This window comes from Promicromonospora sp. NPDC057138 (assembly GCF_042670845.1).
Taxonomy (GTDB): Bacteria; Actinomycetota; Actinomycetes; order Actinomycetales; family Cellulomonadaceae; genus Promicromonospora.
In genome coordinates, this window is the sequence record NZ_JBHUUX010000029.1 from 52,596 (window position 1) to 66,185 (window position 13,590).

Annotated in this window: 15 protein-coding genes; 13 read left to right on the forward strand and 2 right to left on the reverse strand. The window is 69.3% G+C overall.

Translation table 11 applies throughout. From position 1 onward, the window contains the following. The first annotated feature begins 40 nt into the window (after positions 1–40). The 12 genes from ACFT2C_RS16650 (at position 41) to htpX (ending at position 10,921) form a co-directional block, all read left to right on the forward strand. Positions 41–1,441 (forward strand): FAD-dependent oxidoreductase, encoded by a 1,401-nt coding sequence (locus ACFT2C_RS16650; protein WP_377208176.1) that lies wholly within the window; start codon positions 41–43, stop codon positions 1,439–1,441. A gap of 342 nt (positions 1,442–1,783) precedes the next feature. Continuing rightward, a complete protein-coding gene (locus ACFT2C_RS16655) occupies positions 1,784–1,987 on the forward strand; it encodes a Flp family type IVb pilin (protein WP_377208177.1) in 204 nt (67 codons plus the stop codon). A 157-nt stretch (positions 1,988–2,144) separates the two neighbouring features. After that, a complete protein-coding gene (locus ACFT2C_RS16660; protein ID WP_377208178.1) occupies positions 2,145–2,537 on the forward strand; it encodes a TadE/TadG family type IV pilus assembly protein in 393 nt (130 codons plus the stop codon). A gap of 35 nt (positions 2,538–2,572) precedes the next feature. Beyond that, positions 2,573–3,490, forward strand: coding sequence for a pilus assembly protein TadG-related protein (locus ACFT2C_RS16665; RefSeq protein WP_377208179.1), 918 nt, complete (start codon positions 2,573–2,575; stop codon positions 3,488–3,490). 46 nt (positions 3,491–3,536) lie between these two features. Beyond that, entirely contained in the window at positions 3,537–4,286 is a 750-nt protein-coding gene (locus ACFT2C_RS16670) for a Flp pilus assembly protein CpaB (protein ID WP_377208180.1), read from the forward strand. Continuing rightward, positions 4,283–5,113, forward strand: a complete 831-nt coding sequence (locus tag ACFT2C_RS16675; RefSeq protein ID WP_377208181.1) for a CpaE family protein — start codon at positions 4,283–4,285, stop codon at positions 5,111–5,113. Before ACFT2C_RS16670 ends, ACFT2C_RS16675 begins: the two co-directional genes overlap by 4 nt. After that, positions 5,110–6,645: a CpaF family protein gene (locus tag ACFT2C_RS16680; RefSeq protein WP_377208182.1), complete on the forward strand. Its 1,536-nt coding sequence runs from the start codon at positions 5,110–5,112 to the stop codon at positions 6,643–6,645. The genes ACFT2C_RS16675 and ACFT2C_RS16680 overlap by 4 nt, the downstream gene beginning before the upstream one ends. Beyond that, a complete protein-coding gene (locus tag ACFT2C_RS16685) occupies positions 6,642–7,574 on the forward strand; it encodes a type II secretion system F family protein (RefSeq protein WP_377208183.1) in 933 nt (310 codons plus the stop codon). Before ACFT2C_RS16680 ends, ACFT2C_RS16685 begins: the two co-directional genes overlap by 4 nt. 18 nt (positions 7,575–7,592) lie before the next feature. Further along, the gene (locus ACFT2C_RS16690; RefSeq protein ID WP_377208184.1) at positions 7,593–8,504 is read left to right on the forward strand and encodes a type II secretion system F family protein; all 912 of its coding nucleotides are present in this window, start codon (positions 7,593–7,595) and stop codon (positions 8,502–8,504) included. Between the two features lie 8 nt (positions 8,505–8,512). Then, positions 8,513–9,163 carry a prepilin peptidase gene (locus ACFT2C_RS16695; RefSeq protein ID WP_377208185.1) on the forward strand — a complete coding sequence of 217 codons (651 nt, stop codon included), beginning with the start codon at positions 8,513–8,515 and terminating at the stop codon, positions 9,161–9,163. Between the two features lie 124 nt (positions 9,164–9,287). Then, positions 9,288–9,860: a TetR/AcrR family transcriptional regulator gene (locus ACFT2C_RS16700; protein WP_377208186.1), complete on the forward strand. Its 573-nt coding sequence runs from the start codon at positions 9,288–9,290 to the stop codon at positions 9,858–9,860. A gap of 128 nt (positions 9,861–9,988) precedes the next feature. Beyond that, entirely contained in the window at positions 9,989–10,921 is a 933-nt protein-coding gene (gene htpX, locus ACFT2C_RS16705) for a zinc metalloprotease HtpX (protein ID WP_377208187.1), read from the forward strand. Positions 10,922–10,954: 33 nt separating this feature from the next. Here htpX and ACFT2C_RS16710 read toward each other — a convergent pair whose 3' ends face one another. After that, complete coding sequence (locus tag ACFT2C_RS16710; protein ID WP_377208188.1) at positions 10,955–12,457, reverse strand: ATP-binding protein; 1,503 nt, start codon at positions 12,455–12,457, stop codon at positions 10,955–10,957. Between the two features lie 195 nt (positions 12,458–12,652). Between ACFT2C_RS16710 and ACFT2C_RS16715 the strand changes: the two genes are divergently transcribed. Beyond that, entirely contained in the window at positions 12,653–13,147 is a 495-nt protein-coding gene (locus tag ACFT2C_RS16715; RefSeq protein ID WP_377208189.1) for a YajQ family cyclic di-GMP-binding protein, read from the forward strand. A 9-nt stretch (positions 13,148–13,156) separates the two neighbouring features. Here ACFT2C_RS16715 and ACFT2C_RS16720 read toward each other — a convergent pair whose 3' ends face one another. Beyond that, entirely contained in the window at positions 13,157–13,534 is a 378-nt protein-coding gene (locus tag ACFT2C_RS16720) for a hypothetical protein (protein WP_377208190.1), read from the reverse strand. Positions 13,535–13,590 lie beyond the last annotated feature (56 nt).

The following is a 13,590-nucleotide window of genomic DNA, read 5'->3' on the forward strand; positions in this document are numbered from 1 at the left end:
TCGCTTCCCCTCCTGACCTCGACCCGGAAGGCGCCCCTTCGTGAGCACCACCCGACCCCTGCGCGTCGCCGTCGTCGGCGCCGGCCCTGCCGGCATCTACGCGAGCGACATCCTGTCCAAGACCGATCTCGACGTCAGCATCGACCTGTTCGAGCGCCTCCCCGCGCCGTTCGGCCTGGTCCGGTACGGCGTGGCGCCGGACCACCCGCGCATCAAGCAGATCATCGTCGCGCTCCACCGGGTGCTGGGCCGCGGAGACATCCGCCTGCTCGCCAACGTGGACTACGGCGTGGACGTGAAGCTCGAAGACCTGCGCCAGTTCTACGACGCCGTCATCTTCTCCACCGGCTCCATCAAGGACGCCGAGCTGGACATCCCCGGCATCGACCTCGACGGCTCCTACGGCGCCGCGGACTTCGTGTCCTGGTACGACGGCCACCCCGACGTGCCCCGCACCTGGCCGCTGGAGGCGGAGCAGGTGGCCGTGATCGGCGCCGGCAACGTCGCCCTCGACGTGGCCCGCATCCTCGCCAAGCACGCGGACGACCTGCTGCCCACCGAGATCCCGGCCAACGTGCACGAGATCCTGAAGTCCTCCCCGGTCACGGACGTGCACGTGTTCGCGCGCCGCGGCCCGGCGCAGGTCAAGTTCTCGCCGCTGGAGCTGCGCGAGCTGGGCCACGTGCCCGACGTCGACATCGTCGTGTACCCCGAGGACTTCGACTTCGACGAGGGCTCCGAGGCGGCCATCAACTCGTCGAACCAGACCAAGCAGGTCGTGAAGACCCTGGTGGACTGGACGCTGAAGGACCCGGCGCAGAACACGGCGTCGCGCCGTCTGCACCTGCACTTCCTGCATGCCCCGGCCGAGGTGCTCGGTGAGAACGGCAAGGTCGTCGGGTTCCGCACGGAGCGCACTGCCCTGCAGGGCGACGGCACCGTCAAGGGCACCGGCGAGTTCGTCGACTGGCCGGTCCAGGCCCTCTACCGCGCGGTGGGCTACTTCGGCTCGTCTCTGCCGGAGATCCCGTACGACGACGTCAAGGGCGTCATCACCAACCGCGAGGGCCGCGTCGTCGACATCGACGGCAACCAGGTGCCCGGCGTGTACGCGACGGGCTGGATCAAGCGCGGCCCGGTGGGCCTCATCGGCCACACCAAGTCCGACGCGTCCGAGACCGTGCGCCACCTCGTCGAGGACGTCACCGGCGTGGCCGACGGCGAGGCGCCGGGCGACCTGGACGGCGGCCGTACCGCACCGCAGGGCGCGCCGGACGCCGTCACCGAGTTCCTCGCCGGCAAGGGCGTGGAGTACATCGAGTGGTCCGGCTGGGAGCTCCTGGACGCCCACGAGCGCTCGCTCGGCGAGGTCGAGGGCCGCGAGCGCGTCAAGGTCGTGCCGCGCGACGAGATGATCGAGATCGCGCGCAACGGCGGCTGACGCTCTGCTGCCAGACGACTCAGGGGCCACCTTCCGCACGGAAGGTGGCCCCTTTGTCTTGAATTCCGCTTGAACTCACCCCGCCAACCCTGTTTGCGACGGCGGCAGCCCGGTCCCTGGGCTGCCGCCGTTCGTCGTCTCCGGAGGAGGTATGGACGCTCACCGCGCAAGGTTGCGCGACTAGAAGAGACGATCACAGCCGTGTATTTTCGCAGGTGGTAATCATGCCGGGTGAAAGAGTTTGCGTATCACGCATCTTTGCGCTTAGAGTTCATCTCGGTTGCAGATAGCAGCCACCAGAACGCTCCGGACGTCGGAGCATGAACCGCAAGGGAATCCAACATGTCACGTGCTGCTGCACTCCTCATGACCTCGCTCCACGTCCTCACGGCCCGCTTCGACGGCGTAAAGAAGGACAAGGGCGCCACCGCCGTCGAGTACGGCCTGCTCGTCGGACTCATCTCCATCGCGATCATCGGAACGCTCGCCCTCATCGGCCCGAAGCTGAACGCCCTCTTCCTCCAGGTGCTCAACGCTCTGCCGTAATCGCAGAAGCAACGCCCGAGCAGGACGAGCTCTTCCGATCGAAGACCTCGCATGCGGTGCACGCAGGACCACGGGCCGGCTCCCACCACCCCCAGAGAGGGAGCCGGCCCGTCTCATGCACCAACCAAGATCCACCATCAGAGAGAACGGGAACGACATGTTTCGACTGAGGAAGCGAAGGCACCACGAGCGCGGTGCAGCCGCGGTCGAGTTCGCACTGGTCCTTCCCATCCTGCTGCTCCTGGTGATGGGCATCGTCGAGTGCGGCCGGGCCTACCACATCCAGACCGCCCTCTCCGGGGCGGCGCGCGAGGGTGTGCGCGTCATGGCTCTGCAGGACGACGTCGCGGAGGCGCGGGCTACCGCCAAGGCCGCCTCGCCCCAGCTCGCCCTGACCGACAGCCAGATCAGCGTCACCCCCACCACCTGTTCGGGGACGAACCCCGGGACCGCCACGGTCACTGTGACGTACCCCGTGCAGCTCATGTTCGGGCTCTTCGGGTCCGGCTTCAACCTCACCGGAAGAGGGACAATGCGATGCCACGGATAACGCACGCTCTGTCGCGCCCACGGGAGCGGGGCGCCGTGAGCGTCATGGTCGCCCTGCTGATCATCCCGCTCATCGGCTTCGCCGCGATCGCCGTGGACGTCGCCGCCGTCTGGGCCGACCGTCAGCAGCTCCAGACCGGGGCCGACGCCGCGGCCCTGGGAATCGCCCAGGACTGCGCCAAGAACGATTGTGGCGTGCCAGCCACGACCGCACAGACGCTCGCCACACCGAACAAGAATGACGCCGAGGTGACCGCGACGGTCGTCACGTCCCCGCTCACGCCCGCGACCGGGTCCGTGACCGTGGAGACCGCCAGCGTCCGCGAGCACTGGTTCGCGCCGGTCCTGGGCTTCGACCAGAGCGATGTCGGCGCAAGCGCCACCGCATCGTGGGGGGCGCCGTCCGGCGGCACCGCGGTGCTGCCGCTCGCCTTCTCCTGGTGTGAGTTCGCGCTCCAGACGGGCGGCGGGCTGCCGTCCTCGACCGTCGAGTACACGGTCTTCTTCACGAAGGCCGCGAAGACCTCGTGCACCGGGCCGTCGAACAACGCCGTGCCTGGCGGCTTCGGCTGGCTGGACGACAACGTGGCCGGGTGCACCACGAGCACCAGCATCGACGACGTGATCTGGTCGAGCACTGGCGCGTCAGTGCCCAGCGCCTGCTCCCCGGCCGACTTCGCCGCACTCCAGGGCAAGACTGTGCTCCTGCCCATCTTCGATGACGCCGGCGGCACGGGCAGCAACGCCTGGTACCACCTCTACGGGTACGCGGCCTTCAAGATCACGGGCTACCACTTCGTCGGGCAGTTCTCGTGGAGCAACGCGGGCAGCTGCAAGGGCGGCACCCAGTGCGTCCAGGGCTACTTCGTCGAGTTCGTCGACCTCGACGACGCCTTCGACTACAGCACGACGGCACCGTCCTTGGGCGGGTCCGTCGTCTCGCTCGAGCAATAGTTTCCGACCCCCCAACCTGCACTGTCATCTCGGAAGGACCAGACCTGTGCGTAGTCGAATCATCGCCGCTGTCGCGGCCATACTGCTCGCCATCGTCGGCGTGGTTCTCTTGACCGGTTACGTCGTGGGCGCTGACCAGCGCGCGATGGCCGGGATGAAGACCACGAGCGTGCTGGTGGTGACCGAACCAGTCAAGGCCGGCACCCCGGCCAAGGACCTGGCCGAGCTGGTGGAGCCCAAGGTGCTGCCGGCCAAGGCCGTCGCCCCCGGTGCGCTGACCAGCTTGGAGGACGTGGCCGGCAAGGTCGCGACCGCCGACCTCGTGGCCGGCGAGCAGCTGCTCGCCGACCGGTTCGAAGCACCCGAGAAGGCGAAGGACAAGGGCGCCGTCGACGTTCCCGAGGACATGCAGGAGATCTCGATCATGCTCGAGTCCCAGCGCGTGGTCGGCAGCACCATCACCGCCGGCGAGACGGTCGGCGTCTTCGCCACCTACCACGAGGGCCGAAAGCCGACGCACCAGGTCCTGCACCAGGCGCTCGTCACGCGCATCGAGAACGGCGTCGCGCCGTCGGACGCCAAACCCGATGCCGAGTCCGATGCCGAAGAAGGCGCAGAACCAGCGGCTCCCGCCGTGCCGGAGGGCAGCGTCGTAGTGACCCTGGCCTTGTCCGCTCCCGACGCCGAGACGCTCGTCTGGAGCCAGGAGATCGGCACCATCTGGCTGTCCCGGGAGCCGGAAGGCACCCCGCGTGACGGCACCCGCACCGTGACCGAGGGGGGCTTGTTCCGATGAGCACAACTGTCATGGCCGCGACCGCGGCCGACGGCTCGCAGCCGCAGTCGCCGATGTCCCGAGGCCGGGTGATCAGCGTGCTCTCGCCCAAGGGCGGGGTCGGCAAGACGACCGTCGCCACGAACCTGGCCGTGGGTCTCGCCAAGGAGGAGCCGGGCTCCACCGTGCTGGTCGACCTCGACGTCCAGTTCGGCGACGTAGCCTCGGCGCTCAATCTCACGCCGCAGCACAGCCTCGCCGACACCGTCCAGGGATCTGCGGGCGGCGACACGATGGTCCTCAAGACGTTCCTCACCCAGCACGAGACCGGGCTGCACGTGATCTGCGGCGTCGACTCGCCCGCCGCCGCAGACGGGGTGACGGCCGACGACGTGAGTCGCCTGCTCGCGACGCTGGCCTCGGAGTTTCGCTACGTCGTGGTGGACACCGCGCCCGGCCTGCTCGATCACACCCTCGCCGCGCTGGACGAGACCACCGACCCGCTCTTCGTGACCACCATGGACGTGCCGGGCGTTCGGGGTCTGCGCAAGGAGCTGCAGACCCTCGACGACCTCGGCATGTTCATCGACGCGCGGTACATCGCGCTCAACCTCACCGGCCAGCGCAGCGGGATGTCGGTGGCCGACGTCGAGGCCACGATCGGCACCGGCGTCGACCTGCAGCTGCCCCGGTCGAAGGCCACCCCCGTGTCCGTCAACCTCGGCATACCGCTGCTTCAGAGCGGTGTGCGGGATCCCATGACCAAGAAGCTGCACACCCTCGTGGACCACTACACGGGGCGCCGCGACAGGCGCCTCCGTGGACGACACATTGGAGCGCGACGATGAAGCTGACCGAACGCATGGCCGCCAAGGGCCGGTCCGGCGACGACCGCGGAGACGCCCCGGAAACGGGCTCCGCGGCCGGGCAGGCCGTTCCGACCCCAACGGCCGAGGCGCCCTCCGCCGAACCGGCGGCGCCGGCCGCCCCTGCCCCGACCGCCGCTCCGGTGCCCGCTGAGCCGGCCGAGACCGGCCGCAGCCTGTCCGCGCGCACGTCCACTCCTGGCGCCGTCCCGGCGGTGTCGTCCGGCAGTGACGCGCTGACCCAACTCAAGGACACCGCGGCGGCGGCCTTGTTCGAGCGGCTCGGGACCCGCCTCCATGACCCGTCGATGAGCGAGGAGAAGCTGCGCACCATCGTGCGCAGCGAGCTGAACCACGTCGTCGAGGAGCAGGACGTCCCGCTCACGGCGGCGCAGCAGCAGCGCCTCATCAGCGACGTGGAGGACGACGTGCTGGGCCACGGCCCGCTGCAGCGCTTCCTCGACGACCCGGCGGTCACGGAGATCATGGTCAACGGTCCCGACCAGATCTACGTCGAGCAGGCCGGCAAGCTGCAGCGCAGCGACGCACGCTTCAAGTCAGAGGAGCACCTGCGCCGCATCATCGAGCGCATCGTGTCCCGCGTCGGCCGGCGGATCGACGAGTCGTCCCCGCTGGTCGACGCCCGCCTCCCCGATGGCTCGCGCGTCAACGCGGTCGTCCCGCCGCTGGCCTTCAACGGTTCCTCGCTGACGATCCGAAAGTTCTCCAGGGACCCCTTCAAGGTGCACGACCTCATCCGGTTCGGGACGCTGACCCCCGACATGGCTGAGCTGCTGCGGGCGTGCGTACAGGCGCGGCTCAACGTCATCGTCTCCGGCGGCACGGGTACCGGTAAGACGACGCTCCTCAACGTGCTCTCGTCGTTCATCCCCGAGAACGAGCGCATCGTCACCATCGAGGACGCCATCGAGCTCCAGCTCCAGCAGGATCACGTCGTGCGGCTGGAGAGCCGCCCGCCGAACGTCGAGGGCAAGGGCGAGGTCAACATCCGCGAGCTGGTGCGCAACTCCCTGCGAATGCGGCCCGACCGCATCGTCGTGGGCGAGGTCCGCGGCGGCGAGACGCTCGACATGCTCCAGGCGATGAACACCGGCCACGACGGCTCGCTCTCGACCGTGCACGCCAACTCGCCCCGGGACGCCATCGCCCGCCTCGAGACGCTCGTCCTCATGGCCGGCATGGACCTGCCCCTGCGCGCTATCCGCGAGCAGATCGCGTCCGCGGTGGACGTCGTTGTGCAGCTCACGCGCCTGAAGGACGGCACGCGACGGGTCACCGCCGTGACGGAGGTGCAGGGCATGGAGGGCCAGACCGTGACGCTCCAGGACGCGTTCCTCTTCGACTACGCGGCCGGCGTGGACGTCAACGGCCGGTTCCGCGGGACGCCCGTCGCCACCGGCGTACGGCCCCGGTTCACCGACCGGTTCGCCGACCTCGGAATCATGCTCTCGCCGTCCGTCTTCGGCACCGTGGAGACGGGGGCACACCGATGAACGGCATCGCTCTCTTCGGGCTCGCCGCCGTCGGTGTGGCCACGCTCGCAGGCCTCTATGCGCTGCTCGGGCGGGGCAACCGCCTGCCGCTCGAACGCCGCCGCCCCGTGCCCGAGTCGCGGTCGGGGGTCCTCGAGCGCGGCGCGGCCGCGGCGACCACCGCGCTCGACGGCTTGCTGCGACGGCGCGGCACGAAGGCAGCCGCCGACATCCTCGAGCGCGCGGGCGTGCGCATGCGCCGCCAGGATCTCGTGTTCTTCCAGATCGTCGGCGCGGTCTGCGTGTTCGCGGCCGGACTGCTGCTCGGGAACATCTTTGTGGCGATCCTGCTGGCGGCCCTCGTCCCGGGCGGGACCCGGCTCGGCCTGGCCGTGCGCATCAAGCGTCGGCAGGCGGCGTTCGCCGACCAGCTCGACGACTCGCTGCAGCTCATGGCCGGCAGCCTACGTGCAGGGCACAGCCTCCTGCAGTCCCTTGCCTCGGTCGCGCGTGAGAGCGAACAGCCCGCCTCGGAGGAATTTTCCCGGGTCATCAACGAGGTCCGCGTCGGGCGTGACCTCGGCGAGGTGCTGGACGAGGCCGGAGCCCGGATGGGCAGCCAGGACTTCGTCTGGGTCTCCCAGGCCATCGAGATCAACCGCGAGGTCGGCGGGAACCTCGCCGACGTGCTCGACGGCGTCGGCAACACCATCCGCGAGCGCAACACCGTGCGGCGGCAGGTCAAGACCCTCGCCGCCGAGGGGAAGCTCTCCGCCTACGTCCTGATGGCGCTCCCCGTCGGCATCATCGGCATCCTGGCCCTGATCAGCCCCAGCTACATCGCCGCCTTCACCAGCGGCCTCCTCGGATATCTCATGATCGCCGCGAGCGTCGCCCTGCTGGTCATCGGCGGGCTCTGGCTCCGCAAAACCGTCCGAGTCACCTTCTGATCCGGAGGATCACCAGCCATGTCACCCATCGCCCTGACACCGGTCGCGCTGACCGCAATCGTCGCTATCGGCCTGTCGCTAGCCCTGCTGCTCCTGGTCTTCCTCGACCCAGCCGGTCGCGAGCGCCGAATGGTTCGCGCGAACCTCGATCGCGGGCCTACGGCGCCCGGTCCCGCCGGCTCCGGCCCCGCGGACGCCGACGCCCCTGGCGGCGCCGCCCTGCTCGTCCGCCGACTCACGCCTCCGAAAGCCGCGGCAGGTCTCGAGAAGCTGCTGAGCCGCGCGGGGCGGCCGCCGGCCTGGCCGCTCGAACGCCTCCTGGCGGCCAAGGTCCTCCTCGCGGCCGGAGCCGTGACGCTGAGCCTCCTGTTCGCGTCCGCAGCCCCCGGCACGCTCTCCGTCGTCCTCGGGATCGTCGTCACCCTGGTGGCGTACTTCCTGCCGGAGCTGCTCCTGTACAGCCGGGGCCAGGAACGCCGCAAGGCGATCGGGCTCGAGCTGGCGGACACCCTGGACCAGATGACGATCGCCGTCGAGGCCGGCCTGGGATTCGAGGCGGCGATGGCGCGTGCGGGGAAGACCGGCACGGGCCCCCTGGCCGAGGAACTGGTCCGCACGCTCCAGGACATGCGGATGGGTATGTCCCGCCGGGAGGCGTACGACCTGCTCGCCACCCGGGCCGACGTGAAGGACCTGCGCCGGTTCGTCCGCGCCGTGGTCCAGGCGGACAACCACGGCATCGCGATCGCCGACGTCCTGCGCACGCAGGCCGACGAGATGCGCAAGAAGCGGCGTCAGCGTGCCGAGGAGAAGGCGATGAAGATCCCGGTCAAGGTGATCTTCCCGCTGATGCTGTGCATCCTGCCCGTCCTGTTCATCGTGCTGCTCGGGCCGGCGGTCATCGGCGTCATCGACGCGTTCAGCGGCTGAGGCGCACCATGGAACCCATCCCCATCCTCCTCGCCGCGGTCGTCACCGGCGGCATCGCGGCCGCCTGCGGCCCCTGGGTACGGAGCAAGGTGGCCACGACTCGTTCCGCGTGGCTGCGCACCCCGGCGCTCGCGGCCCTGGCTGCCGCGGGCGGCGCCGGTGCCGCGGCCCTGGCCCCGACCTGGCCGGAGGCCGTCGCCTTCGTCGTCCTGGCCCTGGCCTGCTCGCTGCTCGTGGCCGTCGACCTCGCCGAGCAGCGAATACCGGACCGGATCCTGGGCCCGGCCTACCCGGCGTTCCTCGCCGCACTGACCCTGGCTGCGGCCGTATCGGGGGATTGGCCGCGGCTGGGACGCGCGGTGCTTGCCGCCGTCGTCCTGTGCGCGGCGTACTTCCTGCTTGCCCTCGTCTCGCCCTCCGGGCTGGGCCTGGGGGACGTGAAGCTGTCCGGGCTGCTCGGGGCCTTCCTCGGCTGGCTCGGCTGGCCGCAGGTGCTCTTCGGCACCTTGGCCGCCTTCGTGATCGCCGCGATCCTGGCGGCGGGGCTGCTCCTGACCCGCCGGCGGTCGCGGCGGTCGGACGTAGCGTTCGGGCCCTCGATGGTCCTGGGCGCGGCGGTCGCCGGTTGGTGGTTACCCGCCCTTTTCGGGGCGGGGTGAAAAGATGCCGATATGGCAAATTCGCCGAACGCGCGAGAACGGGAGTAGGTTTGTGGCTATGAGCGCAGAGGAGACGTCTCCGGGCGAAGTTCCCCCCCAGGGACTCAGGGAACTGAAAAAGCAGATGACGCGGGACGCGATCGCGGCCGCGGCATTCCAGCTCACGCTGGAGAAGGGTCTCGACCACGTCACGGTCGAGGAGATCTCGCGTGTCGCCATCGTCTCGCCTCGCACGTTCTCCAACTACTTCTCCTCCAAGGAGGAGGCTGTCGTCTCGGCGGGCGCGCAGGCCCCCGAGCGCATTGTGCCCGCGTTCCGCGAGTACGCGGAGGCGCTACCGCCCTTGGAGGCGCTCAGCGAGGTGTTCGCCGACTACTTCATGAACCGCACGGACGATCAGCTCGACCACATCCGCCAGATGCTCGCCCTGGTGGTGCAGTACCCCTCCTTGCTCGACGTCCAGGCGGCTCGGTTCGGGAACCTGGAGGCGGACCTGCGCACCGTGGTCGCCGAGCACACCGACACCGACGAGGACACCGAGATGTACCCGTGGCTCGTGGCTTCCGCCGGGGTCGCGGCGATCAGGGCGGCGCTGCGCGTGTGGGGGTCGTCCGAAGCCGACGGGCGCGAACGGCTCGTGAAGCTCGTGCAGGAGGCGCTCAGCCTCTTCAGTGCGGGGCTGCGTGTGCCCCGCTGAGCCAGGTTGGCGGAGCGGCGCGGGTCTCACGATCCGCGCCGTTTCCATGCCCGCGACCGGAGTGGGGAATCATTGCTCCGGGAACCGCCGCCAGGCGTGGCGCGTTCGGCTGGGTGGAAAGGAGTGCGATGCACAGGCACTACAACGGGCTGAAGACCGCCGCGCTGTTCGGTGGCATGTGGGCCGTGATCTTCGGGCTCTGGGCGCTCTTCGGGCGGAACGCCGGCATGCTGTGGATCTTCGTGCTCATCGGGCTGGGCACGACGGCCTACGGCTACTGGAACTCCGACAAGCTGGCGATCCGAGCGATGCACGCGTACCCGGTCACGGAGCTGCAGGCGCCGGAGATGCACCGCATAGTGCGCGAGCTGTCGACGGCGGCGCGCCAGCCGATGCCCCGGCTGTACATCTCGCCCACCAAGGCGCCCAACGCGTTCGCCACGGGACGTAACCCGCAGAACGCCGCGGTGTGCTGCACGGAGGGCATCCTGCAGCTGCTGAACGAGCGCGAGCTGCGCGGCGTGCTCGGGCACGAGCTCATGCACGTCTACAACCGCGACATCCTCACGGCGTCGGTCGCGTCGGCGCTGGCCGGGCTCATCACGGCCCTGGCGCAGTTCCTGCTGTTCTTCGGCGGGGGCGACCGCCGCGAGGGCGGCAACCCGCTCGCCGCGCTCGCCATGGCGCTGCTCGCCCCGATCGCCGCGATGCTCATCCAGATGGCGATCTCCCGCACCCGCGAGTACGACGCCGACGAGGACGGCGCCCGGCTCACCGGCGACCCGCTGGCGCTGGCCTCCGCGCTGCGCAAGCTGGAGCAGGGCACGCAGCGCGCGCCGCTGCCGCAGGACCGCGACCTGACCAACGTGTCCCACGTGATGATCGCGAACCCGTTCCGCGGGGCCGGGATCGGCCGCCTGTTCGCCACGCACCCGCCGATGCCGGACCGCATCCGCCGCCTCGAGACCATGGCCGGCGGCCCGTCGGGTGGCTACGGCCCGGGCGGCATCGGCGGTCCGACGTCGGACCCGGACTGGGGCACCCCGCCGGGGATGCTCTGAGGTCGGGCGCTGCTGCGCTCAGGGTCTCAGGGTTCAGCGCCCCAGTACCGGTCCGACGCCGTAGATCGCATCGAGGTCCACAAGTAGCAGGTCTTGTCGTTCAGCTGCTGCTCGCCGGACATCCGCGTGGAATCCGTGCATCGAGTAGAGGGCGAGCGTTGCCCCAGAAGCGGGGTGGCCAAGACCATCGAGTAGGTCACGGATATGTTCGAGGCGTTCGACGTCGTGCATGCCGCGAGGCATGACTGTCGCCTTCGCTTCTCCGAGGAGTGCGATTCTGCTGCCCGCCGACTGTGGACGCTCGCCGGGCGCCAGGGCGACGACGTCCACTTCGTGTCTTGTCCGTGCAACCCGGTCCGGAACCTCGGTCCCTCCGGTTGTGCCGAGATCTAGCCCTGCCTCCGTTCCGGCGTGCGTCCGAGTCCACTCGCGGGACATGTCCTCGAAGTGAGGGCCGAGGATCTTCGAGTTGAACGTAGGCCGGGCGTCGGTCCACGCCCGTGCTGCGCGGTCGTGCTCCACCAGATCCACCGCGCGCATTGTGACGAGCTGGTTGAAGCGGATCACCGGATCGCCCATTCGGTAGACCGGACTCCGGGGCTTGAGCAGGTCTTCCTCTCTGCGCACGTAGCCCGTCGACTCGAGGACCGTCAGTGGGGGGACGATGCCGGCACGATCACGCTGGAGCAGTCCGCCGACCTTTGCCGGCGTCGTCGCGCCGCCCGCGACAGCGGAGAGGATGTCGTAATAGAGAGCGCGATGCGTGATGCGTGGGTCCTCGCGGAGTAGAAACTCCGACTCGACTCGTGAGTAGAGGGCACGACCCGGGTTGAGCAGGGTCTCGACGACCCAGCCGTTGAACTCGGAGGTGTTCTGTGGGCTATCGCCCGGCGCAAGCGGGCGGTAGCCGGGTGCACCACCTAGGCAGGAGTCCACAAGCAGTGCTGCCTGCGGGTCTTCGATCTGCCAGTGCGTGCGCGCGGTCCGCGCATCGAAGGGCAGCATCCGCAGGTCGACGACGGCGCGTCCCCGGAGCGGCTTGGTGCCGGAGAGCAGGTCGTTCATGACGCTCAGCGCTGAACCACAGAGGACCACGCGCCCGCCAGGCGCTTCGCCGGACTGTGAGCGGTCGTAGAGCAGCTGGAGCAATCCTGGGATCTCGGGGGAGTGCTGCAGCAGATAGGGCAACTCGTCGATGACCAGCAACGGTGACCCTTGGCGCGTCGTGACGTCGAGGGCGGTTGTGAGAGCGTCTTCCCAGTCGTCGAGTCGCAGGGTCGACGACGGCACACCCGCCGCGCGGGCAACCGACCGGGTGAAGCGCTGGAGGGCCGGTATGCGACCCTCCTCCTGGACCGCCGTGACGTACAGCCCGCCCGCCTGCTTCGCCAACGCCTCCAAAAGGTAGGACTTGCCGCTCCGGCGTCGTCCGGAGACGATGGCCAGGCGCATCTGGGGCGACGGATCGACCACAAATTCGCTCAGCAGATTCCACTCGCGTTCGCGGTTGAGCACGTGCCCGGGCTTCTCCATCATGATCCCTCCGTTAAGGTCCACCACCTTAGATCTCGTTAAGGTCAACCTTAACGGATTGCGTATAGATCCGCATTAACGGGCCGTGCGCGGCGTGGTCGAGTCCGTCAGTCGCATTCGGCTTCGACAGATACGGTTGTGTTGAGTCCCGCCGGGCACGCACGGCAGCCCGGTCACAGAAATCAGAAGGAGCACCACATGGCCGACTCGTCGTTCGACATCGTCAGCAAGGTCGACCGCCAGGAGGTCGACAACGCGCTGAACCAGGCGTCCAAGGAGATCTCGCAGCGGTACGACTTCAAGAACGTCGGCGCCTCGATCGCGTGGAGCGGCGAGAGCATCGTGATCGTCGCCAACTCGTCGGAGCGGGTGCTCGCCGCCCTCGACGTCTTCGAGATCAAGCTGATCAAGCGCGGCATCTCGCTCAAGGCGCTCGACGTCGGTGAGCGCGAGCCCAAGCCCTCCGGCAAGGAGTACCGCCTCGCGGCGACCCTCAAGGAGGGTCTGGCGGGCGAGTCCGCGAAGAAGGTCACCAAGATCATCCGCGAAGAAGGCCCCAAGGGCGTGAAGACGCAGATCACGGGCGACGAGGTACGCGTGACCAGCAAGTCCCGCGACCAGCTCCAGGAGGTCATGGCCCTCCTGAAGGGCTCGGACCTGGACTTCGCCCTGCAGTTCACCAACTACCGCTGACAGTCCGGTTCAGGGCCGGCCGCTCGCCGCGTCCCGCAGGGCCATGACGGTGAGGGTGGTGAGCGCAACGCCCAGTGCGCCGGCGCCCACCATCCACCACCTGTCCGCGACGAACACCGACGCGACGACCAGGCCGACGCCGAGCCCGCCGAGAACCCCCAGCCCGAACACCGCCCGCGGTCCGAGCCCGAACCGGGGCAGCCGAACGATCAGGGCGACCTCGAGCCACGTCGCTCCGACAGCCAGCAGGGCTGCGCCGGCAGCGTCGACCAGCGACAGGCCGTGCAGCGCGTTGATGGGGGCGACGACCCCGCCCTCCCACGCAGTGGGCAGGCCGAGCAGCGCGAGGCCGAGGGCGATGAGCCCGAGCGGAATGTAGAAGATCACGGCTCAAGATAGCGGCACCTGGGGGGCAGCGGGCGGCCGCCGGATGAACCGGCGGC

Excerpts from the sequence above, each read along its gene's own strand:
- ACFT2C_RS16655 (WP_377208177.1), top strand. The coding sequence starts at position 1,784 with ATGTCACGTGCTGCTGCACTCCTCATGACCTCGCTCCACGTCCTCACG.
- ACFT2C_RS16660 (WP_377208178.1), top strand. The coding sequence starts at position 2,145 with ATGTTTCGACTGAGGAAGCGAAGGCACCACGAGCGCGGTGCAGCCGCG.
- ACFT2C_RS16675 (WP_377208181.1), top strand. The coding sequence starts at position 4,283 with ATGAGCACAACTGTCATGGCCGCGACCGCGGCCGACGGCTCGCAGCCG.
- ACFT2C_RS16680 (WP_377208182.1), top strand. The coding sequence starts at position 5,110 with ATGAAGCTGACCGAACGCATGGCCGCCAAGGGCCGGTCCGGCGACGAC.
- ACFT2C_RS16685 (WP_377208183.1), top strand. The coding sequence starts at position 6,642 with ATGAACGGCATCGCTCTCTTCGGGCTCGCCGCCGTCGGTGTGGCCACG.
- ACFT2C_RS16690 (WP_377208184.1), top strand. The coding sequence starts at position 7,593 with ATGTCACCCATCGCCCTGACACCGGTCGCGCTGACCGCAATCGTCGCT.
- ACFT2C_RS16695 (WP_377208185.1), top strand. The coding sequence starts at position 8,513 with ATGGAACCCATCCCCATCCTCCTCGCCGCGGTCGTCACCGGCGGCATC.
- ACFT2C_RS16700 (WP_377208186.1), top strand. The coding sequence starts at position 9,288 with ATGACGCGGGACGCGATCGCGGCCGCGGCATTCCAGCTCACGCTGGAG.
- htpX (WP_377208187.1), top strand. The coding sequence starts at position 9,989 with ATGCACAGGCACTACAACGGGCTGAAGACCGCCGCGCTGTTCGGTGGC.
- ACFT2C_RS16710 (WP_377208188.1), bottom strand. The coding sequence starts at position 12,457 with ATGATGGAGAAGCCCGGGCACGTGCTCAACCGCGAACGCGAGTGGAAT.
- ACFT2C_RS16715 (WP_377208189.1), top strand. The coding sequence starts at position 12,653 with ATGGCCGACTCGTCGTTCGACATCGTCAGCAAGGTCGACCGCCAGGAG.